The following is a 23,266-nucleotide window of genomic DNA, read 5'->3' as shown; positions in this document are numbered from 1 at the left end:
TCATGGCTGATGTCACTGACACTCAGGCCACCCCGGTGATCTCCACCGGCCTGCCAGGGCTGGACCAGGTCCTGGACGGCCTGAGAATTGGTGACAACGTGGTCTGGCGGGTCACCGACCTGGACGACTACCGGCGGTTTGTGACGCCCTTTGTGGCATCTGCCACTGCCGCCGGCCGCCAGATCATCTATCTGCGTTTTGGCCAGCATGAACCCTTGCTGGCACCCGCTCCGGGTATCCGCATCATCGAAGTGGATGCCCGGGACGGTTTCGAATCCTTCACCGCCCGTATCTGGGAGCTGGTGGAAACCTGGGGCCGCGGCGCGTTCTACGTGTGCGACTGCCTCAGCGACCTTCTCAATGCCTGGGCCACCGATACCATGGTGGGCTATTTCTTCCGGGTGATCTGCCCCTTCCTGTTCGAGCTCGATACCGTTGCCTGGTTCGCCCTGCTGCCCCAACGGCACTCGCGGCAGACCCTCGACCGCATCCGCGCCACCACCCAGGTGATGATCGACGTACACCGGGCCGATGACGACATGCAGCTGCAACCGGTCAAGGTGTGGCAGCGCCAGTCACCCACCATGTTCCTGCCCCACCGCTACCGGGACGGCGAGTTCATTCCGGTGACCGACAGCAGTAACGCCACCCGCCTGCAGGCCGCCATCGAACAGCAGGCCCATGCCTCCCAGCAGCTACTGGACGGCTGGGACCGGTTGTTCCTGGAAGCCGAGGAGTGTGAGGCACCGGATAGCGATCGCGCCCGGGCGCTGGTACAGCGCATCCTCCAGGTGCTGGTGAGCCGCGACCCGCGCATCCTGGCGCTGGCAGAGGACTATCTGTCGCTGGACGACCTCACGGGCATACACAACCGCACCATCGGCAGCGGGTATATCGGTGGCAAGGCCGTCGGCATGCTGCTGGCCCGGGCGATACTGACCAGGGAAGATCCGGACACCTGGGGGAGCGCACTGGATCCCCACGACTCCATGTTCCTGGCGTCGGACGTCTGGTACGCCTTCCTGGTCCACAACGGCCTGTGGCCTGCGATCATGAAACACCGCACCCGGGAAGGTTTCTTCGACGAGGCCCCTGCCCTGCGCGAGGCCATCCTCCAAGGGGAATTCCCGCCGGAGGTACGCCCGGAGCTGATCCGCACCCTGGACCACTTCGGCCAGTACCCGATCCTGGTGCGCTCCAGCAGCCTGCTGGAAGACGGCTTCGGTAACGCCTTTGCGGGCAAGTACGAGAGCGTGTTCCTGATCAACCAGGGCGACCCGGAGCAGCGGCTGGCCGCACTGGAAAACGCCATACGCCAGGTATATGCCTCCACCATGAGCGAGGACGCCCTCAGCTACCGCCGGGGCCGCGACCTGGAGGACCTGGAAGAACCCATGGCCCTGCTGATCCAGCGGGTCAATGGCCGCTTCCATGACCACTGGTACCTGCCCGACGCCGCCGCAGTGGGCGTGTCCCGAAACACCTTTGTGTGGGCGCCGGATATGGACCCGAAAGCCGGTATGCTGCGACTGGTGATGGGGCTGGGCACCCGTGCGGTGGACCGGATACAGGGGGACCACGCCTGGGTCATCGCCCTCGACCAGCCCCTCAAGCAGCCGTTCCGCAACCTGGAAGAGAACTACCGCTTCAGCCAGCACCTGGTGGACACCCTGGACGTTACCGGACCGGGCCTGACCACCACCGACCTGACCACCCTGGTGCGGGAAGCCCCGTCCCTGCCCCTGGAGCGCCTGGGGGAAACCGACAGGGCGGCGTCACAGAGAGCGCGGGAGCTGGGCCTGGACGCGCCGGTATGGCGACTGACGTTCCGGCCATTGATCCGCCAGGGGGAGTTTATCGAGCTGGCCGGCCGCATGCTGAAAACCCTTGAAAGGGCCTACCAGCATCCGGTGGATGTGGAATTTACGGTACACCTGGATAACAGCGAGGTGCCGGTTCGACTCAACCTGGTCCAGTGTCGCCCCCTCGCCACCATCGGTGACAGCCAGCCGGCTTCCCTGCCGGAACGGCCGGATCCGAGGCGCTTGCTGATGGCCAGTGAGGGGCGTTTCATGGGCGGCAACATCAACCTGGCCATCCATCGCATCATCCTGGTCAGGGCGGCGGAATACAGTGCCCTCGACCTCAATGGCAAACACCAGGTAGCGAAACTGGTGGGCCGCCTGGCCCGGCAGACACCGGAGCATTTCAACCTGATGCTGGCAGGGCCCGGCCGCTGGGGTACCAGCAGCCCGGAACTGGGGGTTCCGGTGGGCTTTGCCGACATCAGCCGGGTGTCATTGCTGGTGGAAATCGCCGATATGGGCAACGGCATGGTGCCGGACCTGTCCTTCGGCTCCCATTTCTTCCAGGACCTGGTGGAATCCGGTATCGCCTATGTGGCCATCTTCCCCGACCAGCAGGACTCCACCTGGAATCCGGACTGGCTGAAGCATCATGCCCAGCAGCGGCACATTGACAGCCTGCTGCAGCAGGACCTTCCACCGGCCGCCATCCAGGACTGCGTCACCGTCCTGGAATGCGAAGGCTCACCCCTGCGCGTGCTGGCCGATGTCACCCGCCAGCGCCTCGTCGCCGGCCACTTCTGACGGCGTCAGGGCCTGCCAGGCCTGGAAGGTGGTGAGATACACCTTGCCCGTCAGGCTCTCCAGGAACGAGGTTCGCCGCAGGCGGTCCATCACCGGACCCTTTACCTCCGACAGGTGCAGCCTTACCCCGCTGTCGTGAAGTCGCTCATTGATCGCCTCCAGGCTTTCCAGCGCCGAGGCGTCAACCAGGTTGACCGCCGGGCAGACCAGTACCACGTCTTTCAATTCGGGACGACTGCTCACCAGGTCCAGCACACAGTCCTCCAGGAAGCGGGCATTGGCGAAATACAGGCTTTCATCCACTCGCAGCATGGCCAGTTCCGGGCGGGTTTCCACCTGGTGGCGGCGCACGTTACGGAAATGCTCGGTACCGGGCACTCGCCCGACAATGGCACTGTGGGGCCGGCTGGTGCGATAGAGGAATAACCAGAGGGACAGAACCACGCCAGCGACGATACCGGCCTCCACACTGTGCCCCAGGGTCAGCACGATGGTGGCGAGCATGGCCATGAAGTCGGCACGGGAATAGCGCCAGGTCCGGACAATCGCGGGAAAATCAATCAGGGTTGCCACCGCAACGATAATGGTGGCCGCCAGTGTGGCTACCGGCAACATGGCAATGGCGGGGGTCAGCAGCAAGGTGGCCAGGGCAATACCCACGCCGGTATAGACGCCTGCAGCCGGGGTTTCCGCCCCGGCGTCGAAGTTCACCACCGAGCGGGAAAACCCGCCGGTCACCGGCATGCCGCCGGAGAAACCGGCGGCCAGGTTGGCAGCGCCGAGGCCCACCAGTTCCTGGTCCGGGTCGATGCGCTGCCGGCGCTTGGCCGCCAGGGTCTGGCCCACGGATACGGATTCCACGAAACCGACGATACTGATCAGCAGGGCACTCACCGCCAGCTGCTGCCACAGGGACAGGTTCAGGCTGGGCATGACCAGGCCCGGCAGGCCTCCGGGAACATCTCCGACCACCGCCACACCGCTCTGATCCAGGCGCAGCAGCCAGGTTACCAGGGTGGTCACCACCACGGCCAGGATCGGCGCGGTCTTGGTCAGCATGCCCGCGGCCGCCCGGGACAGCCCCACCTTCATCAGCAAGGGCTGCAGGTAGCGACGGGCGGCCACCAGGAACAGCAGGGCACCGAACCCGATGACCAGGGTGGGCCAGTGGATATTCCCCAATTGCCCAACCAGCCCGGTCAGCAATTCCAGCAGGTTATGGCCGTCGAAGCTCACCCCGAACAGGTGCTTGAGCTGGCTGGCGGCAATCACCAGGCCGGACGCGGTAATAAAGCCGGAGATCACCGGGTGGCTGAGAAAGTTGGCCAGGAAACCCAGCCGGAACACGCCCATCAGCACCAGCATCAGCCCGGACATGACCGCCAGCAGGATCGCACCCGCCAAGTATTCACCTGAGCCTGGCTCGAACAACTTGCCCAGGGCTGCCGCGGTCATCAGTGAAGCGACCGCCACTGGCCCCACCGACAGCGTCCGGCTGGAACCGAACACGGCATAGAGCACCAGCGGCAGGATGCTGGCATAAAGGCCCACCTGGGGTGGCAGGCCCGCCAGCATGGCATAGGCCAGCGACTGGGGAATCAGCATGACGGTGACAATCACCGCCGCCAGCAGGTCACTGGCCAGGGTAGACCGGTTGTAGTGCGGCAGCCAGTCCAGTACCGGCAGGAAACGGGTCAGCTTCACGATCGCTGACCTCAGAACCGGTTGATCGGTACTTTCAGGTAAACCTGGCCATTATCCTCCGCCGGCGGCATGTGTCCCGCGCGCATGTTTACCTGCACCGAGGGCAGGATCAGGCGGGGCATATCCAGGGTGGCGTCCCGCTCGGTGCGCATCCTGACGAACTCCTCCTCGCTGACCCCCTCATGCACGTGCACGTTGGCCTCGCGCTGCTCTGCCACCGTGGTCATATGGTGATACTCATCCCGCCCCGGCGCCTTGTAGTCGTGGCAGAGGAAGATCCGGGTCTCAGCCGGCAGGCTCAATACCTTCTGGATGGAGCGGTACAGGGTGCGGGCGTCACCACCGGGGAAATCACAACGGGCGGTACCGTAATCCGGCATGAACAGGGTGTCGCCGACAAACGCCGCATCGCCGATCACATAGGTCAGGCAGGCGGGCGTGTGGCCCGGCGTATGCAACACCCGGCCTTCCAGGCCACCAATGTTGAAGGTATCGCCTTCCCGGAACAGCCGGTCAAACTGGCTGCCGTCACGGGCGAACTCGGTACCGGCGTTGAACGCCTTGCCGAAGATTTCCTGCACATCCATGATGTGGGCGCCGATGCCGGTCTTGCCCCCGAGCCGCTCGTGCAGGTAGGGCGCTGCCGACAGGTGATCGGCATGGACGTGGGTCTCCAGTATCCATTCCACCACCAGGCCTTCCCGTTCAATATAGGCAATGATCTCGTCTGCCGAGCGCACATCGGTACGACCGGCGGCATAGTCAAAGTCGAGTACCGAGTCCAGGATCGCGCAGGCATTGCTGTCAGGGTCACGAACCACGTAGCTGAATGTATTGGTGGGCTCGTCGAAAAAGTGCTGAACGATGGGGTTGGACATAACCTTACCTCCCGGGTAATGCTGATTTAGTTCTAAGCATATACTGGAAGGTAATATAAAGTGAAATACGGTTTTCTTATAGTGGTAATGACCCTGATGCATCAATCAGGCAGTTCCGGCCGGAACGCTTGGCCCGGTATAGCCGACGGTCGGCTTCGGTTATCAGCTCATCCGCACTGGCCGTGGCCGTTTCCAGGTCACTCACATGGACCAGGCCAGCGCTGGCGGTCACGGGTATGTCCTGCCCATGATAGCTGACAGACAGCGCCCGCACTTCATCGATCACCCGCTCCAGGGCCCACCTGGCCCGTTCCGGGGTCACGTCTGCCAACGCCAGTATGAACTCCTCCCCGCCGTAACGGGCCGCCACATCCGTGGCGCGGCACTGCTCCTGCAACAAGCGGGCAAACGCCTGCAACACCTGGTCCCCTGCCAGGTGGCCATAGGTGTCATTAACCAGTTTGAAATGGTCTATATCCAGCATGGCGAGGGCAAAGCCCTCTCCCGAGCGCTGGTACCGGGCCAGCATCTCGTCAAGGCGGGGCTCCAGGTAACGGCGATTATGAATACCGGTCAGTGGATCACGAATGGACTGGTTGAGCAGCTCCTGCTCCAGGCGGAAGCGCTCCAGTGCCTGGGCCAGCAGGTTCGCCACCAGTATCAGTAAATCAGACAGGTCCTGCCGCCAGTGTCTTACCGTAAGGGAGTCCATACCGAAGAACCCGTCTACCGTGCCCCGTGTGACGATGGGGATGCAGAACATGGCGGCCACACCCTGCCCCTCCAGTAACGATTTTTCGGGGCCTGCAGAGGCGGGCAATTTGCTGACATCCTCGATAAACACCACCCGGTTGTTCTGCAACAGATTGCTGCTCTGCTCCTGCCACCACCGAAAGCCGCTGATATCCACTTCCTGCTGCGACATCTTGAGGGCCGGTACACCCGGGCGACACCACTCGTGGGTGTTGGTCATCCGCGTCAGTCCCTCGGAAAACCGGTAGAGGTACACCCGGTCGACGTCAAAAAAGACACCGATGCGGGACAGGAACCGGTCTATCTCCTTGTCGATATCGCCAATTGAGGAGTTGATGAAGTCCGAAGACAGGCTTGCCAGCAACTTGTGGAACTGTAACTGATACGCGGACTCGGCTTCTTTTTGCCGCAGATCCGCCTCCAGTTCCTTGTGGGCCTGGATATCGGTGAACTGCCCGTACCAAAGCGTACTGCCGTCCGCTTCCCGCCGTGGTACCGAGTGAGCCTCGAACCAGTGGTAGGTGCCATCTTTCAGGCGCAACCTGGCCTGGTACTGCCAGGGTTCCAGGCTTTCAGCCGAGGCCTTGACGGAGGGCATTACACCGGGGCGATCATCCGGATGAATGATGGAAAAAACAGCCGAGGCATCCACCTGCAACCTGAGCGGATCAAGATCAAAGAGGTCTTCAACACGGCGGCTGATGAAGGGATAATGGTGGCGGGTTCTGTCTTCGCTGAGCTGATAGCAGAAGAGGACCCCCGGAACGCCGGAGGCCAACTCCGACTGCAAGCTGGGGGAGCCAGGGGAGTCCCCGTCGTAAGCTGGCCTGGAAGCCATAGCCAAATACCCTGTGCTGGCGTTACACCTTCAGACTAGTTGAACAGGCGGCACAAAGCCATACCCGGAGAAGGGGGTCTTTGTGCCGCCTGTAACTACATATAATAACCCGAGTCCAGGGTGCCTGCGACAGCGAAACTTACCGGCCGACCAACTTTTCGGCCTCTTCCACCGGGGTGTGGCGAACATCCTCGCCTTCCACCATGTAGATTACGTTCTCTGCGATATTACAGGCGTGGTCACCGACCCGCTCCAGTGCTCGTAGCACCCACATCACGGCCATACAACGCGAAATGCTGCGGCTGTCTTCCATCATGAAGGTCAGCAGTGTACGAGCCGCCGCCTGGTATTCCTCGTCCACCCGCTTGTCTTCTTTCATGACCCGCAAAGCCTGCTCCGCATCCAGGCGGGAGAAGGCATCCAGCGCGTCGTGCAGCATCGAGGTCACATGGTTCGCGATATGACGAACTTCCACATACCCCCGGGGCGCCTGGCCTTCTTCCGCCAGGGTCAGGCCAAACTTGGCAATTTTCTTGGCCTCGTCCCCTACCCGCTCCAGGTCGGCCACCATCTTGATCACCGAAATCACGAAGCGCAGGTCCCGGGCAGCCGGCTGGCGACGGGCAATGAGACGGATAGCCTCTTCATCCAGGTCCATTTCCATCTTGTCCACCACCTTGTCCCGGGCGCGGATCTCGTCGGCAGCCTGGCCGTCGCCGTCAATCAGGGCATTGACCGCGTCGATGGTTTGCTGTTCCACCAGGCCGCCCATCTTGAGGAAGTCGTTCTTCAGGCTGGACAGGTCATCGTTGAACTGATGGGAAATATGATCCCCATACATGTCGTCTTTTCTGTTTGGCATAGCGTAGGTGCTCCTTGTAATCGTGACCTGAATCAGCCGAAACGACCGGTAATGTAGGACTCGGTAAGTTCATGCTCCGGCGCCGTGAACACCTTGTTGGTCTCGTTGACCTCCACCAGGTGTCCCAGGTGGAAATAGGCCGTGCGATGGGAAACCCGGGCGGCCTGCTGCATGGAGTGGGTCACGATGACGATAGTATAGCTCTCGGACATTTCGGCGATGAGCTCCTCGACCTTGGCGGTAGCGATGGGGTCCAGGGCGGAGCAGGGCTCGTCCATCAGGATCACTTCCGGGCTCACGGCGATGGCCCGGGCAATACACAGCCGCTGCTGCTGGCCGCCCGACATCCCGGTCGCCGTGGCGTCCAGACGGTCTTTTACCTCGTCCCACAGACCGGCCTTGCGCAGGCTGCTCTCAACGATTTCGTCCAGGTCAGACTTGCGGTTGGCCAGGCCGTGGATACGGGGGCCGTAAGCCACGTTCTCGTAGATCGACTTGGGAAACGGGTTGGGCTTCTGGAACACCATGCCTACCCGGGCCCGCAACTCCACCACATCCCGACGCGGATCGTAGATATCGTCGCCATCGAGCATCAACGAGCCCTTCACCCGACAGGTATCGATGCTGTCATTCATGCGGTTCAGGCAACGCAGGAAGGTGGACTTGCCACAGCCGGACGGGCCGATAAAGGCAATGACCTCGTTGCGGGCGATGTCCAGGCTGATATTGCGAATGGCACGGGTATCGCCGTAGGAGACCTCCACATTGCGCAACGCGAATTTCGGATTATCGCTGAACGGGATGCCAACGGTCTTGCCTTCCTCAATCTCGACCGTTTCACGGCGCTCTTCAGTCACCGGATCCTCCACGGCCAGTGGTGCCTTTTCTGGCATGGTTGCATCTCCCGGAATCGTGGAATTGATACTGTTCATAAAATCTCCTACCAGCGACGCTCAAGGCGCTTGCGCAGCCAGATCGCCAGTGCATTCATACTGATCATGAAGGTCAGCAGGACCATGATGCCCGCTGACGCCAGTTCGATGAAGCCCTGCTCGGCGCTGCTCGCCCACAGGTAAATCTGGACCGGGAGCACGGTGGCGGCGTCGAACAGGCCATCAGGCACATCGACGATAAAGGCCACCATGCCGATCAGGAGCAGCGGAGCGGTTTCACCCAGGGCCTGGGCCATACCGATGATCGAGCCGGTCAGCATGCCGGGCATGGCCAGCGGCACCACATGGTGCAGTACCACCTGCATCCTGGACGCGCCAATGCCCTCGGCGGCTTCACGGATAGACGGCGGCACGCTCTTGATGGCCGCCCGGCTCGAGATAATGATGGTCGGCACGGTCATCAGCGCCAGCACCAGGCCACCGACCACCGGTACCGAGCGGGGCATACCGAACAGGCCGATAAACACCGCCAGGCCCAGCAGGCCGAAGATAATGGACGGTACCGCAGCCAGGTTGTTGATATTGACCTCAATGAAGTCCGTGAGCCGGTTCTGGGGGGCAAACTCCTCCAGGTACACCGCCGCCGCAACACCAACCGGGAACGAGATCACCAGGGTCACGAACATGGTCAGCAGGGAGCCTACAATGGCACTCAGGATGCCGGCATTGGCCGGTTCCCGGGAATCCCCCTTGCTGAACAGGATGTCGTTGAAACCGGTCTCGATCACGCCCTTTTCCATCAGCTCATCGACCCACTGCTGCTGCCGCTCGGACAGGCGCACGGTATAGCGGGGGTTGTCGGCGTGTTTGACGTAGACCGATACCGTGTCGTGGGCCAGGAACTCCATGGTCTGGATGGTACCGAGCAAGTCCGGGTTCGCCTCCAGCAGGTCCCGGATATCACTGGCGGCATAGCTACCCACCAGCCGGGCGAGTTCCCGGTTCGCGGCACTGCCCTCAGCCTCGGGGAAATGGGTCTGCAATGCCGCAATGATCGGAGCAGTGAAATCCGCCATCGCGATTTCATCCGGGTTGGTCGGATCCTCCAGGTACATGGTGTCGCCGTCCAGCTCAACCTCCAGGGTGACCGTGGTTTTCAGGAAACCGGTGTAGCCCTTGCCGATGATGTCGGCAAACAGGATGAACAGCGACAAAAGGGCCACGGCGATGGCGGCGATGCCATACATCCGGAAGCGGCGTTCCTTGCGATAGCGACGCCTGAGTGACTGGCGGACAATCTCCACCTGGGACGATGAATTACTCATACTGCTCCCTATATTTCCGCACGATTTTCAGGGCCAACACGTTCAATGCCAGGGTAACAATGAACAGCAGCATGCCCAGGGCGAAGGCCGACAGGGTCTTGGCGCTGTCAAACTCCTGGTCGCCCACCAGCAGCGTGGCAATCTGAACGGTAACGGTGGTCACCGAGTCCAGGGGGTTGGCAGTAAGGTTGGCGGCCAGCCCGGCGGCCATAACCACGATCATGGTTTCGCCGATAGCGCGGGAGGCCGCCAGCAGGATACCGCCCATGATGCCTGGCAGCGCCGCCGGGAAGATCACCTTCTTCATGGTCTCCGACTGGGTCGCCCCCAGGGCCAGGGAGCCATCCCGCAGGCTCTGGGGCACGGCATTGATCACGTCGTCCGACAGGGAGGAGACAAACGGGATGATCATGATGCCCATAACCAGGCCCGCTGCCAGTGCACTCTGGGAGGAGGCCTCCAGGCCAATGCTTTCTGCCAGGTCACGGATAAACGGCGCCACGGTCAGTGCCGCGAAAAAGCCGTAGACCACGGTAGGAATACCCGCCAGCAGCTCCAGCAGTGGTTTGATGGTGGAGCGGACCTTCTTGCCGGCATACTCGGACAGATAAATGGCGGACAGGAGCCCGGTAGGCACCGCCACCAGCAGGGCGATAGCAGAGATCAGCAGGGTACCGGTGAACAACGGAATAACACCGAAGGCGCCGTCAGCACCCACCTGGTCGGCACGCAGGGCGGTCTGGGGACTCCAGCTGGTGCCAAACAGGAAATCGGTAATGGGTACCCGGCCGAAGAACCGGACGGTTTCCAGGATCACCGAGAAGACAATGCCCAGGGTGATCAGCACCGCCAGCGCGGCACAGACAAAGAAGATCCGCCGCAGGGTGGTTTCCACGCTGTTACGGGCATTGATATGGGGCGCAACCCGGAACCAGGCGAAGGCAGCACCGAGCACCGTGATCAGGATGACCAGGATGGTCATGAACAGGCTGCTTTGCTCCCGCAGGGTTTTCAGCAGTGCCGCCGCCTTGGCGATAGGTTCCGAGGCCAGGTCCGGGTCAAGGCTTCCGGACGCCACGTTGCTGATCTGTGAGAGCAGCAGGCTGGCCTTGCCCGGCGAGTCCGGCCACATGTCCTGGGGTAGCGATCCCATCACGATGCCCTGGATGACCTTGCCTTCGAAACCGGTCCACAGGGCCAGTACGATCAGCCCCGGAATCGCACTCCACAGGGCGGCCCGGGCAGCGTAGTGGGTAGGCAGCGCTTTCAGGTGGCGGACACCTCCAAGGGGCGCTGCGACGGCCCTGGATCGCTGGAACGCCAGCCAGTAGGCCACGGCCGCCAGGATCAGTACCAGAGGAAATAGATTTGCCGTCTGCATATCAGTCTCTGAGTTGATGACGCGTTTGGTTATGCAGGCGTTGTCGCCTGTCTGTTCTTGCTTTGTTCTTATGCAACAAAAGGAACGCGGACACCTGGCCCGCGTTCCTTCCTGTTCTGTGATCTTCCGTGATCAGGACCGGCGGCTGTCTTACAGCTCGTTACCAGTCATCGGCTCCAGGTTCTTGGCACGCTTGGCAATTTCCATACGCTCGCTACGCGGGTTCGGAATCAGGCCCACATCCACCAGGTAGCCGTTGTCACCCCAGGCGCCTTCGCTGGTGAACTCAGCCACGTATTCCTGGATGCCGGGTACGACACCAACGTGGGCTTTCTTGATGTAGAAGAACAGCGAGCGAGCGACCGGATAGTCTTCTGCAGAGATGTTCTCCGGAGTCGGCTCAACACCGTTGATGGACGCCGCCTGGATCTGGCCGGTGTTTTCCATCAGGAAGCTGTAACCGAAGATACCCAGGGTTTCAGGGTCACGGCTCAGGCGCTGCACGATCAGGTTGTCGTTCTCACCGGCTTCAACGAATGGCCCGTCTTCACGCATGCTGTGGCAAACGCTCTTGAACTTGTCCTCGTTCTCGTCTTCCATCTTCGCGATCATGTCGAACTGCTTACAGCCGCCTTCCATTGCGATCTCGACGAAGGCGTCACGGGTACCGGAAGTCGGAGGGGGACCCATTACACTGATTTCCATGTCCGGCAGGCTGGAGTCGATGTCGCTCCACTTCTGGTAGGGGTTGGCAACCAGCTCATCACCGCCATCCGGGTTCGGGACTTCCTTGGCCAGGGCCAGGAAGACCTGCTCCAGGGACAGGTCCATCTTCTCGGCGTCCTGGGAGTTGGCGATAACAATGCCGTCGGCACCGATACGAACCTCGGTGATTTCCTCAACACCGTTCTGCTGGCACAGGTCAAACTCGGACTTCTTCATGCGACGTGAGGCGTTGGTGATATCCGGGTGGGAAGTCCCCACACCTTCACAGAACAGCTTCAGGCCGCCGCCAGAACCGGTGGACTCCAGCTTCGGGGTCGGGAAGTCGGTATTACGACCAAAACGCTCGGCAACCACGGTGGCGAACGGGTAAACGGTAGAGGAACCGACAATGCTGATGGTGTCCCGGGCCATGGCGGGGGTGGACACGGCGGCAATGCTGCCTGCCAGGGCCACGCTTGCAAGTGCTGTCTTCAGTTTCATCACGTTGAGTCTCCATCGGGTTATTGGCTTCGGGTTATCCGATGGTTGGCAGATTACGGAGAGTCTATGACAACTTTGTGACACCCGCTGAAATAATTTCCACTTATCTGTCGATTTCACTTGCACGTGTATCTGTGATGAATAACATGCTCACCAATTAATCAGACCTAATAACAACACAGGTAGTACTCAATGACTGACTATGACGACGACAGGCCCACACCCCGCGGCGAACTGATGATTCAGCTGGTCCCCCTGCCCGCAGACACCAATGCCAACGGCGACGTCTATGCCGGCTGGCTGGTACAGCAGATGGACACGGCGGCCGGAACCCTGGCTGGCCGCATTTCCCAGGGCCGCAATGCCACCGTGGCCATGGACCGCATGGAGTTTCTCTCGCCCCTTCGCATCGGCGCCCAGGTGGGCTGTTATTGTGAACTGGTGGACATCGGTCGCAGCTCCATGAAAATCAACGTCGAAGTCTGGACCCGCGACCGCAACAACAAACCGCCCCGCAAGGTCACCGAGGGCCTGTTCGTCTACGTGGCCATTGACGAGAACGGCCGCATTCGCGAAGTACCGGAGCAATAACCGTTTGTTCCCGTCCGGCTCCCGTTAGCGTTGACAGCGACTCGGGGGCCGGGACCATCACTACCCCTCCTCTTTCTTAATCCAGAAAAAGACCTGTCGCCACCCTGACCGGCTGTCATAAAAATATCATCGGTTTTCTATAGGTTCGGAACGGCATTTTCCGAAACCAGAAGGATACCTGTGATGAATAAGCTCAAGCTGCTGGCCTGTATCTCCCTGCTGCTGCCTATGGCAGCCACTGCCGAATTCAAGCTCGATGACCGTTACCAGGACAAGGACGGCGACCTGATTGCCGACATCCCCGCCGATGCCTCACAGCAGGCGAACCCCTCGACCCTGATCTTTGCCTACACCCCGGTAGAAGACCCGGCGGTTTACCGGGAAGTCTGGTCCGAGTTCCTTGATCACCTGGCGGAGACCACCGGCAAGAAGGTGCAGTTCTTCCCGGTTCAGTCCAACGCCGCCCAAATTGAGGCCATGCGTGCTGGCCGCCTGCACATTGCCGGCTTCAATACCGGCTCCAACCCGCTGGCAGTCGCCTGCGCCGGTCTGCGACCGTTCACCATGATGGCTGCGGAAGACGGCTCGTTCGGCTATGAAATGGAAATCATCACCTACCCGGATTCCGGTATTGAGGATGTGGAGGATATTCGCGGCAAGGAACTGGCCTTCACTTCCCAGACGTCCAACTCCGGTTTCAAGGCGCCGTCCGCCATCCTCAAGGCCGATTACAACATGGTCGCCGGCGAAGACTTTGAGCCGGTATTTTCCGGCAAGCACGATAACTCGATCCTGGGCGTTGCCAACCAGGACTACCCGGCCGCAGCGATTGCCAACTCTGTGCTTAACCGGATGCTGAGCCGGGACGTGGTCAGCGATGACCAGATCGTCTCCCTCTACAAGTCCCAGACCTTTCCGACCACCGGTTACGGCATCGCCCACAACCTGAAGCCGGAACTGCAGGAAGCCATCCAGGAAGCGTTCTTCTCCTTTGAATGGGAAGGTACCGCGCTGGAAGAGGAGTTCTCCAAGTCCGGTGAAGCGCAGTTCGTGCCGATTACCTTCCAGGAGCACTGGGAAGTGATCCGCAAGATCGACGACGCCAACGGCGTTGCCTACAACTGCCAATAAGCGGTGAAACGTTTCCGTGCTTGAACTGAACCAACTCTCCAAAACCTACGCCACCGGCGACACCGCCCTGAGCCAGGTCAGCTTCGAGGTACCGGCTGGCCAGGTGGTGGGGCTGATCGGCCCCTCGGGGGCCGGCAAATCCACCCTGATCCGGTGCATCAACCGGCTGGTGGAGCCTTCCGCGGGAAAGGTCATCCTGTCCGGCTCCAACCTGGTGACGCTGCGGGGCAATGCCCTGCGTCGTGCCCGGCGCCGGATTGGTATGATCTTCCAGGAATACGCCCTGGTGGAGCGACTCACGGTGATGGAGAACGTCCTGTCCGGCCGGCTCGGTTACGTGCCGGCCTGGCGGTCGTTTCTGCGCCGATACTCACCGGAAGATGTAACCAAGGCCTTCTCCCTGCTGGACCAGGTGGGACTGTCCGATCACTTCAACAAGCGGGCGGATGCCCTGTCTGGTGGCCAGCGCCAGCGGGTCGGTATCGCCCGGGCGCTGGAGCAGGATCCGGAGCTGTTGCTGGTGGATGAGCCCACGGCCTCGCTGGACCCCAAGACGTCCCGCCAGATCATGCGACTAATTGGCAGCGCTTGCCGTGAGCGCAACCTGCCGGCCATCATCAATATCCACGACGTACTGCTGGCCCAGCAGTTCACTGACCGGATCATCGGCCTGAAAGCCGGCGAGGTGGTCTTCGACGGCAAACCCGAAGCCCTTACTGACCAGGTACTCACCCGCATCTACGGGGATGAAGACTGGACCCGCATGCGCGGGGAGGAGAACACCGGGGAGGCGTCAGAGGCACCCACCGTCGACCTGGCGGAGGGAGTGTAGATGTCCGCACAAAGCTATCCCAACCGCTGGAAACGGCCACCGGTATTGCTGACCAATCCGTTCTGGCGCCGGATGATCTATGCCGGCGCCCTTGTCTACCTGGCACTCGCCCTGCAAAGCGTGGAGATTGACTGGCACCGGGTATGGCTGGGGCTGGACCGGGGCTGGAAGTTCGTCGAAGGCTTCCTGCTGCCAGACTTCACCACCCGCTGGCGGGACATACGCGAAGGGCTCGTGGAAAGCCTGACCATGACGGTGACCTCCACGGTTGCCGGCATCCTGGTCTCCGTGCCCATTGGTATCGGTGCCGCCCGCAACCTGGCACCTGCCCCTGTCTACCTGCTGTGCCGGGGTATCATTACCCTGTCCCGGTCGTTCCAGGAGGTGATCATCGCCATCCTGCTGGTGGCCATGTTCGGCTTTGGTCCCTTTGCCGGCTTCCTGACCCTGTCGTTCGCCACCATCGGCTTCCTGTCCAAGTTACTGGCGGAAGATATCGAAGAATGTGACCGCAGTCAGATCGAAGCCATTCGCGCGACCGGCGCCGGCTGGTGGCAGGTGGTGAACTACGCCGTCCAGCCCCAGGTGATGCCACGCCTGGTGGGACTGTCCCTGTATCGCCTGGACATCAACTTCCGGGAGTCCGCGGTGATCGGTATTGTGGGCGCCGGTGGTATCGGCGCTACCCTCAATACCGCCATCGACCGCTACGAATATGACTCTGCGGGGGCCATCCTGATCATCATCATCGCCATTGTGCTGGTGGTGGAGTATTCCTCATCATGGATTCGCAGGTGGGTACAATGACAAGCACCTCCACACCTGTCTGGCACTACCGCACACCGAAGCAGGCGCTGCTGCGTTGGCTGGGCTGGTTTTCGCTGGTGGCGCTGACGGTATTCAGCTGGCAGCTGATGAACGAGAACACCATCTGGGCCTTTGTCAGCGATGCGCCGGACCAGGCCGCTGACATCGGCGAGCGCATGTTCCCGCCGGCCTGGGGCTACACTGGTCAGCTCTGGGAACCCCTTTGGGACACCATCAACATCGCGACCCTGGGCACCCTGCTGGGCGTCCTGTTTGCCGTGCCAGTGGCGTTCCTGGCGGCCAGCAACACCACGCCCAGCACCCGCTTTGTGCGACCGCTGGCCTTGCTCATTATCGTGGCGTCCCGGTCCATCAACTCCCTGATCTGGGCCTTGCTGCTGGTGGCCATCATCGGTCCGGGACTGCTCGCCGGTATCATTGCCATCGGCCTGCGCTCCATCGGCTTTGTCGCCAAGCTGCTCTATGAGGCCATCGAGGAGATCGATACCAGCCAGGTGGAGGCGGTGCGCGCCACCGGCGCCAGTGGTGCCCAGGTGATCGACTACGCCATTGTGCCGCAGATCCTGCCGGCCTTCTGGGGCATCAGCGTATTCCGCTGGGACATCAATATCCGCGAATCCACCATCCTGGGGCTGGTAGGCGCCGGGGGCCTGGGCATCCAGCTCAACGCCTCACTGGCCACACTGGCCTGGAACCAGGTGGCGATGATCTTCGTGGTGATTCTGTTCACCGTGGTGGTGTCGGAATGGGTTTCCGCGAAGGTACGACAGGCGGTAATCTGACCCCATGGAAGACACACACCCTACCGCCTTCGCCGGGGTAACCCCTGACCCGGCCTGGGCCTTTGACCAGTACCAGCGCCTGCGGAACCAGCTTCCCCCGGCCGATCAAGCGTCTGGAAACAGCGAAACCATCCAGTCGCTGGAGCCGCTACAGGAACGCTTCGACGCCTTCGTATTCGATGCCTTCGGGGTTCTGAATACCGGCATGGCGGTCATCCCCGGCGCCGTGGAAAGGCTTGCCAGCCTGCAGGCCAGCGGCAAGCCGGTACTGGTGCTGTCCAACGCCGCCACCGCCAGCCAGGTGGCACTGACCGCCAAGTACCGAGCCATGGATTTCGACCTGACGGAAAACCAGGTCATCTCCAGCCGCTGGCTGCTGGAAGATGCACTGCGCCGGGAGCCAAGGAATGGACTCTGGGGCGTGATCGCACCACCCACGTCCGACAGCCAGACCCTGCCCGGCATTCGTCAGCAGCCCGTTCGCCCGGGTATCACGGACCGGGAACTGGATGCCTGTGACGGTTTTATCTTTCTCAGCAGTGAAGACTGGAACGAGGTTCTCCATGAGCAACTCACGGCCAGCCTGAAGCGACGGCCTCGCCCGCTGGAGGTTGCCAACCCGGACCTGGTGGCTCCCCGCGGCGATTGCCTGACCCTCGAGCCCGGCTTCTTCGCCCACAAACTGCGGGAAGACACCGGCATCAGCCCACAGTTTTTCGGCAAGCCCTACGCCCCGGCCTTTCAGGCAGCGCTGACACGTCTGGGCGGCATCTCGGCTCACCGGATACTGATGGTGGGCGACACCCTGCACACGGACATCCTGGGCGCCCGCGCGGCCGGCATGGCCACCCTGCTGGTGAGCAGCCACGGTTCGCTGGCGGGCATGGACCTGGACGCCTGTATCGACCAGTGCGGTATCGTGCCGGATTTTATCGCGCCGTCGATCTGACCCTGCTCACCAGGGCAGCTCCTCGCCATTGCTGTGCCAGAAGGAGCCCGTATTTTCCAGGTCCAGCCTGGCAATGCGTTCTGCCAGGCCACGGGCGGATTCCTCCGGGCTGATCAGGCCGCCGAAGTTGACCATGCGGGTCTTCACATAGCCCGGGTGTAACTGGGCCACGGCGATACCTTTCGGCTTGAGGTCCATCGCCAGGGACTTGCCGAAGGCATTGAGAGCGGCTTTCGAGGCCCGGTAGCCGTAACGGCCACCGGAATCGTTGTCGGCAATGGAGCCCATGCGGCTGGTGATATTGGCGATCTTGCCCCCTTCCGGAATCTGCGGCACCAGGGCTTGTGCCACCCGCAACGGCGCATAGGCATTGATTTCCATCTGTACACGAATGGAGTCAAAGTCGATGCTGCCCAGCTGTTCATCCTGCAACAGCCCGGCATTGTTGATCAGCAGGCTGATGGACTTGCCCGCCAGGCCCGCTTTCAGTTTTTCGATGCCGGCATCGGTGGTGACATCCACGCCGTCGATAACCTGCGCGGCCACGTCAACCAGGTCGTCAGAGTACTGGCGACAAACGCCGATCACCTCGCAACCTTCCTGCGCATAGTGTCGGGCCAGTTCCAGCCCGATGCCACGGTTGGCACCGGTAATCACAACCACGTCAGATTCAGCCATAAGACCTCCCCAGGGTTCCGATAAGTTGGTTTCGCCCATCTTCGGCCCGGGGAGCGGGGAGATCAAGGATGTGACGGGCGGTTATCCGTTCCCGGCCACCGCCACCGGGTGCCGATCTGGCAGCATCAGCGACAACAACGACGCCGTCGCCACCAGGGCGGCCGAGATCCACAGGCAGGCCTCCAGCCCCCAGGCCTGGTAGACCCAGCCTGACAGCACGGTGCCCAGAAGCCGCCCGGCGGCGTTGGACATGTAATAGAAGCCCACATCCAGTGACACCCCGTCGCCCCGGGCGTAGCTGACAATCAGGTAGCTGTGCAGGGATGAATTGATGGCAAATAGCAGGCCGAACAACAGCAGCCCGCCGACCACCACAACTTGCGCTGACCAGCCCGCCATCAGCGCGGCCGCAATGGCCGCCGGAATCAGCGCCAGCAATGCAGCCCAGGTAACGGCCCCGGACTTGCCATCCGAATGGCCGGTTATCCTCGGCGCGATGGTCTGGATAAAGCCATAGCCAATGATCCAGCTGGCCATGAAACCGCCCACTTGCCAGTGGTCCCAGCCAAACACCGTGGCCATGTACACCGGCAGGGCCACCACGAACCACACATCACGGGCACCGAACAGGAACATGCGCGCTGCCGACAGCACGTTGATGGCCCGGCTCTTGGAGAGGATCTCACGGAACTTGGGCTTTGCCTTGCTCTTGCCCAGGTCCTGCCCCAGCAGGAACAGACTGGCCAGCCACACCAGCCCTAAAGCCACCGCCATCAGGATAACCGCCCCCTTGAAACCGGCAGCCATCAGCAGCACGCCCCCCAGGAAGAAGCCGACCCCCTTGAGAGTGTTCTTAGAGCCGGTAAGAATCGCCACCCACTTGTACAGGGTACCCTGCTGCTCGTCCGGCACCAGCAACTTGATGCCGCTCTTGGCGGACATCTTGTTCAGGTCCTTGGCGATGCCGGATAGTGCCTGCGCGGCCATTACCCAGGGCACGGTGAGCACAGCCGCCGGGACCGCCAGCATGGCGAGCGCCACAATCTGCAGGAACAGCCCGATATTCATGGTGCGGTTCAGCCCCCAGCGGGCACCCAGATACCCTCCCACCAGGTTGGTCACCACCCCGAAGAATTCATAGAAAATGAACAGCAGGGCGATTTCCAGGGGCGAGTAACCCAGCTGATGGAAGTGCAGCACCACCAGCATCCGCAGGGCCCCGTCCGTCAGGGTGAAGGCCCAGTAGTTGCCGGTTATGACCAGGTACTGGCGGATGGCTGCAGTCATATCAGGCCTGGCCCACCTTGCGCGCCAGCTCGACCGTACGGTTGGCGTAGCCCCATTCGTTGTCGTACCAGGCGTAGATTTTCACCTGGGTGCCATTGATGACCAGGGTGGACAGGGCATCCACAATGGACGAGCGCGGGTCCGTCTTGTAGTCGATGGACACCAGTGGGCGTTCCTCATAGCCCAGGATGCCTTTCAGGTCGCCCTCGGCCGCCTCTTTCAGCAACTGATTGACCGTATCCCGGTCCGTGGGCTGATCCACCTCGAACACACAATCCGTCAGCGACGCATTGGTCAGCGGAATGCGCACCGCATGGCCGTCCAGGCGGCCCTTCAACTCCGGGAAGATCTCGATGATCGCCGTTGCAGAGCCGGTACTGGTGGGAATCAGGGAACTGCCGCAGGCCCGGGCCCGGCGCAGATCCTTGTGGGGCGCATCCAGGATGGTCTGGGTATTGGTGAGACTATGAATGGTGGTTATGGAACCGTGCTTGATGCCCAATTTCTCGTGGATTACCTTCACCACCGGCGCCAGGCAGTTGGTGGTGCAGGAGGCAGCGGTCACGATGCGATCGCTGGCCGGATCAAAGATATCTTCATTAACACCCATGACAATGTTCTTCGCGCCTGCCTCCTTCACCGGCGCGGTGACCACCACACGCTTGACGCCCTGGTCCAGGTAACCCTGCAATACCTCCACGGTCTTGTTGACGCCGCTGGCCTCGATTACCAGGTCACAGCCGGACCAGTCAGTGTCACCGATGGCCTTGTTGCGAGTCACCCGGATGCGCTGGTCCCCAATGACCATATCGCTGCCATCGGCTTCAGCCTGGTGGCTCCAGGTACCGTGCACACTGTCAAAGTTGAGCAGGTGCGCCAGGGTCGCCGCATCGGCCCCCGGGTCATTAATCGCAACGAACTCCAGCTCCGGCCACCCCCAGGCCGCACGCAGGGCAAGCCGCCCGATGCGACCAAATCCGTTAATGCCTACCTTGATCTTGCTCATACTGTGCTCCTGGTAATTCCTGATATCCGAGAAAACGAAGACGCCCACTCACGGGCAGGACACTTCCGGACGGTTCGCCATAGCCTGCAGGCGCGCCTGGGGTGTCTGAATCAGCGCCTGGTTGGCACTGGCGGTTTCATCCAGTACCCGCACCAGCCAGCCCGGTAAGTGAGGGCTAAGGTAATAGTAGACCCACTGGCCATGGCGTTCCGTCTCCACCAGGCCGGTATCGCGAAGGGAGGCAAGGTGGCGGCTGACCTTGGGCTGGGACACGTCCAGCGCTTCGGTCAGCTCACAGACGCACAACTTTTGCTGATCCCGGATCAACAACATTGCCGCCAGGCGCAACTCGTCCGCCAGTGCCTTGAATACCGTCACGGGGTTATAGTCGGTTGCCCTCAGGCCGGTTTCCCTCTGGTGCACGAGGGTGAACAGGCTGATCCGCTCCCGCAGTTCTTTCAGGGTCAGGGCGAACACCGCGTGGCGGTTGCTTTGAGCCGGATCCGGGAAATCCCAGGCGATGCGCTGGGCCGGCTGGCAGACCTCACCACACTCGTTGGCGGCTTTCTCGCACAGGGTGATCACATAGTCCCAGGGCTGATCCTTCAGGCTAGCCAGCCGCTTGCTTCTCAGGCCGTCAGTCGAAATACCGGCCTCCTCCAGCACCCGGAGCGCCATCGGATGGGGGCTTGCCGGCTCGGTTCCGGCACTGGCCACTTCGAACCGGTCACCGGCCATATCCCGGAGCAGGGCTTCCGCCATCAGGGAGCGTGCACTGTTGGCGGTACAGACAAACAGGACCCGGCGCTTCATATGATCACCCATATATTTGATTTAACAGATATCTGTTTTTGTGCATAATAGACACCACCTTATCCCGAGTAAAGGACATTTCTGTGACAACCACCGATGACTTGCCCAACATCGACCCGGAACACTTCAGGACGCCTTCCGGCGGGGCCCTTTCTAACCGCACGCCGTCGGCCCACAAGCCCAGGATCCTGCTGCTCTACGGCTCATTGCGGGAGCGCTCCTTCAGTCGCCTGGTCGTGGAAGAGGCCGCCCGCCTGCTGGAGGCCATAGGCGCCGAACCGCGAATTTTTAATCCCCGGGGGCTGCCCCTGGCAGATGCCGAGGACGCCTCCCACGCCAAGGTTCAGGAGTTACGGGAACTGGCAGAATGGTCGGAAGGCATGGTGTGGTGTTCACCGGAGCGCCACGGCGCCATGACCGGCATCATGAAAACCCAGATCGACTGGATCCCGCTCTCCATTGGAGGCATGCGGCCCACCCAGGGCAAGACCCTGGCGGTGATGCAGGTGTGCGGTGGCTCCCAGTCGTTCAATGCGGTGAATCAGTTGCGGGTACTCGGTCGCTGGATGCGCATGATCACCATCCCTAACCAGTCTTCGGTGCCAAAGGCGTTTACCGAGTTTGATGACAACGACCGGATGTTACCGTCACCCTTCTACAATCGGATTGTGGATGTAATGGAAGAGCTGGTTAAGTTCACCCTGCTGACCCGGGACCGCAGCGACTACCTCACCGACCGCTATTCCGAGCGGGTCGAGAGCGCCGAGGAAGTTTCTAAACGCGTCAATCAGCGATCAATGTGAGAGAAAGCCCATGAGCAAAAGTACCGGAATGGCCGCTGAAACAGATACCAAACAGGGTATGGACCTGTTCGGACGATACCTGTCGGTCTGGGTCGCCCTGGCGATCGTTGCCGGTGTCGCACTGGGCCAACTCGCACCAGCGGTACCTGAGGCCTTGTCCCGGTTTGAATACGCCCAGGTATCCATTCCCATCGCCATCCTGATCTGGGCGATGATCTTTCCCATGATGGCCCAGATCGACTTCAGTGCCATTGTCGGGGTACGCAAGGAGCCCAAAGGCCTGGCAATTACCACCACGGTCAACTGGCTGATCAAGCCTTTCACCATGTTTGCCATTGCCTGGTTCTTCCTGATGGTGGTGTTCGAGCCGTGGATCGCCCCTGACCTGGCCAGCGAATACCTGGCCGGAGCCATCCTGCTCGGGGCCGCGCCCTGTACCGCCATGGTATTTGTCTGGAGCTACCTCACCAAAGGCGATGCCGCCTATACCCTGGTGCAGGTGTCGCTGAACGACATCATCATGCTCTTCGCCTTCGCGCCGATTGTGGTGTTCCTGCTGGGCATTTCCGATATCCAGGTGCCGTGGGACACGGTCCTGTTGTCAGTTGTGCTCTACATCGTGATTCCGCTTACCGCCGGCTACCTGACTCGTCGCACCCTGATTACCCGCCACGGCCAGCACTGGTACGACGAGGTGTTCCTGAAACGCATCGGCCCGGTGACGCCGGCGGCGCTGATTGTCACCCTGGTACTACTGTTCGCCTTCCAGGGCGAAGTGATCCTGGAGAATCCGCTGCACATTGCACTGATTGCGGTGCCGTTGGTTATCCAGACGGTGTTCATCTTCCTGCTGGCCTACGGCTGGGCCAGGCTCTGGAACGTCCGTCACTGCATCGCAGCCCCCGGCGCCATGATCGGTGCCAGCAACTTCTTCGAGCTGGCCGTGGCAGCCGCCATCGCCCTGTTCGGCCTGCAGTCCGGTGCAGCACTGGCCACAGTGGTCGGCGTACTGGTGGAAGTCCCATTGATGCTGGCCCTGGTGAACATCGCGAACAGGACGCGGGACCGGTTTCCCGCGTAAACTAACGGGTGCACAGTGCCCCTTGCGTCAAGGGGC

21 protein-coding genes are annotated in these 23,266 nt (G+C 61.4%); 9 read left to right on the top strand and 12 right to left on the bottom strand.

Going from position 1 to position 23,266, the window contains the following annotated elements:
* The first annotated feature begins 2 nt into the window (after positions 1-2).
* Positions 3-2,609, top strand: coding sequence for a PEP/pyruvate-binding domain-containing protein (locus tag MLC59_RS00330; RefSeq protein WP_248230003.1), 2,607 nt, complete (start codon positions 3-5; stop codon positions 2,607-2,609).
* Here the strand turns inward: MLC59_RS00330 and MLC59_RS00325 are convergent.
* The 8 genes from MLC59_RS00325 to MLC59_RS00290 form a co-directional block, all read right to left on the bottom strand.
* The gene (locus MLC59_RS00325; RefSeq protein ID WP_248230002.1) at positions 2,550-4,313 is read right to left on the bottom strand and encodes a SulP family inorganic anion transporter; all 1,764 of its coding nucleotides are present in this window, start codon (positions 4,311-4,313) and stop codon (positions 2,550-2,552) included. The genes MLC59_RS00330 and MLC59_RS00325 overlap by 60 nt on opposite strands.
* An 11-nt stretch (positions 4,314-4,324) precedes the next feature.
* Entirely contained in the window at positions 4,325-5,191 is an 867-nt protein-coding gene (locus MLC59_RS00320; protein WP_248230001.1) for an MBL fold metallo-hydrolase, read from the bottom strand.
* A 76-nt stretch (positions 5,192-5,267) separates the two neighbouring features.
* Positions 5,268-6,782 (bottom strand): sensor domain-containing diguanylate cyclase, encoded by a 1,515-nt coding sequence (locus tag MLC59_RS00315; protein WP_248230000.1) that lies wholly within the window; start codon positions 6,780-6,782, stop codon positions 5,268-5,270.
* A gap of 139 nt (positions 6,783-6,921) precedes the next feature.
* Entirely contained in the window at positions 6,922-7,644 is a 723-nt protein-coding gene (gene phoU, locus MLC59_RS00310) for a phosphate signaling complex protein PhoU (protein WP_248229999.1), read from the bottom strand.
* A gap of 32 nt (positions 7,645-7,676) precedes the next feature.
* Entirely contained in the window at positions 7,677-8,576 is a 900-nt protein-coding gene (gene pstB, locus MLC59_RS00305; protein WP_248229998.1) for a phosphate ABC transporter ATP-binding protein PstB, read from the bottom strand.
* Between the two features lie 8 nt (positions 8,577-8,584).
* Positions 8,585-9,862: a phosphate ABC transporter permease PstA gene (gene pstA / locus MLC59_RS00300; RefSeq protein ID WP_248229996.1), complete on the bottom strand. Its 1,278-nt coding sequence runs from the start codon at positions 9,860-9,862 to the stop codon at positions 8,585-8,587.
* Positions 9,855-11,243, bottom strand: coding sequence for a phosphate ABC transporter permease subunit PstC (gene pstC / locus MLC59_RS00295; protein ID WP_248229994.1), 1,389 nt, complete (start codon positions 11,241-11,243; stop codon positions 9,855-9,857). The genes pstA and pstC overlap by 8 nt, the downstream gene beginning before the upstream one ends.
* A gap of 150 nt (positions 11,244-11,393) precedes the next feature.
* On the bottom strand, positions 11,394-12,452 hold the full coding sequence (locus tag MLC59_RS00290) for a substrate-binding domain-containing protein (protein ID WP_248229992.1): 1,059 nt from the start codon (positions 12,450-12,452) through the stop codon (positions 11,394-11,396).
* A 189-nt stretch (positions 12,453-12,641) separates the two neighbouring features.
* On the opposite strand from MLC59_RS00290, the gene MLC59_RS00285 reads away from it, so the two are divergent.
* From MLC59_RS00285 to MLC59_RS00260, 6 genes are all read left to right on the top strand, one after another.
* Positions 12,642-13,040 (top strand): acyl-CoA thioesterase, encoded by a 399-nt coding sequence (locus MLC59_RS00285; protein ID WP_248229991.1) that lies wholly within the window; start codon positions 12,642-12,644, stop codon positions 13,038-13,040.
* 183 nt (positions 13,041-13,223) lie between these two features.
* Positions 13,224-14,171: a phosphate/phosphite/phosphonate ABC transporter substrate-binding protein gene (phnD, locus tag MLC59_RS00280; RefSeq protein WP_248229988.1), complete on the top strand. Its 948-nt coding sequence runs from the start codon at positions 13,224-13,226 to the stop codon at positions 14,169-14,171.
* 16 nt (positions 14,172-14,187) lie between these two features.
* Positions 14,188-15,003 (top strand): phosphonate ABC transporter ATP-binding protein, encoded by an 816-nt coding sequence (phnC, locus tag MLC59_RS00275; RefSeq protein ID WP_248229986.1) that lies wholly within the window; start codon positions 14,188-14,190, stop codon positions 15,001-15,003.
* Complete coding sequence (phnE, locus tag MLC59_RS00270) at positions 15,004-15,810, top strand: phosphonate ABC transporter, permease protein PhnE (RefSeq protein WP_248229985.1); 807 nt, start codon at positions 15,004-15,006, stop codon at positions 15,808-15,810.
* Positions 15,807-16,613, top strand: a complete 807-nt coding sequence (gene phnE, locus MLC59_RS00265) for a phosphonate ABC transporter, permease protein PhnE (RefSeq protein ID WP_248229984.1) — start codon at positions 15,807-15,809, stop codon at positions 16,611-16,613. The genes phnE (MLC59_RS00270) and phnE (MLC59_RS00265) overlap by 4 nt, the downstream gene beginning before the upstream one ends.
* Positions 16,614-16,617: 4 nt before the next feature.
* On the top strand, positions 16,618-17,562 hold the full coding sequence (locus MLC59_RS00260) for an HAD-IIA family hydrolase (RefSeq protein WP_248229983.1): 945 nt from the start codon (positions 16,618-16,620) through the stop codon (positions 17,560-17,562).
* 6 nt (positions 17,563-17,568) lie between these two features.
* Here the strand turns inward: MLC59_RS00260 and MLC59_RS00255 are convergent, their stop codons facing one another.
* From MLC59_RS00255 to MLC59_RS00240, 4 genes are all read right to left on the bottom strand, one after another.
* A complete protein-coding gene (locus MLC59_RS00255; RefSeq protein ID WP_248229980.1) occupies positions 17,569-18,240 on the bottom strand; it encodes an SDR family oxidoreductase in 672 nt (223 codons plus the stop codon).
* A gap of 81 nt (positions 18,241-18,321) precedes the next feature.
* Positions 18,322-19,527, bottom strand: coding sequence for an organoarsenical effux MFS transporter ArsJ (gene arsJ / locus MLC59_RS00250; RefSeq protein ID WP_248229978.1), 1,206 nt, complete (start codon positions 19,525-19,527; stop codon positions 18,322-18,324).
* 1 nt (position 19,528) lies between these two features.
* Entirely contained in the window at positions 19,529-20,533 is a 1,005-nt protein-coding gene (locus tag MLC59_RS00245; protein ID WP_248229977.1) for an ArsJ-associated glyceraldehyde-3-phosphate dehydrogenase, read from the bottom strand.
* 48 nt (positions 20,534-20,581) lie between these two features.
* The gene (locus MLC59_RS00240; protein WP_248229976.1) at positions 20,582-21,346 is read right to left on the bottom strand and encodes a metalloregulator ArsR/SmtB family transcription factor; all 765 of its coding nucleotides are present in this window, start codon (positions 21,344-21,346) and stop codon (positions 20,582-20,584) included.
* Positions 21,347-21,429: 83 nt separating this feature from the next.
* Between MLC59_RS00240 and arsH the strand changes: the two genes are divergently transcribed.
* Positions 21,430-22,149, top strand: coding sequence for an arsenical resistance protein ArsH (arsH, locus tag MLC59_RS00235; RefSeq protein ID WP_427901680.1), 720 nt, complete (start codon positions 21,430-21,432; stop codon positions 22,147-22,149).
* A gap of 10 nt (positions 22,150-22,159) precedes the next feature.
* Positions 22,160-23,230, top strand: coding sequence for an ACR3 family arsenite efflux transporter (arsB, locus tag MLC59_RS00230; RefSeq protein ID WP_282450786.1), 1,071 nt, complete (start codon positions 22,160-22,162; stop codon positions 23,228-23,230).
* Positions 23,231-23,266 lie beyond the last annotated feature (36 nt).

The organism is Marinobacter bryozoorum (assembly GCF_023156245.1).
GTDB lineage: Bacteria > Pseudomonadota > Gammaproteobacteria > Pseudomonadales > Oleiphilaceae > Marinobacter > Marinobacter bryozoorum.
The sequence above is the reverse complement of the archived record's forward strand: the minus strand, read 5'-3'. Positions and strand labels throughout refer to the sequence as shown.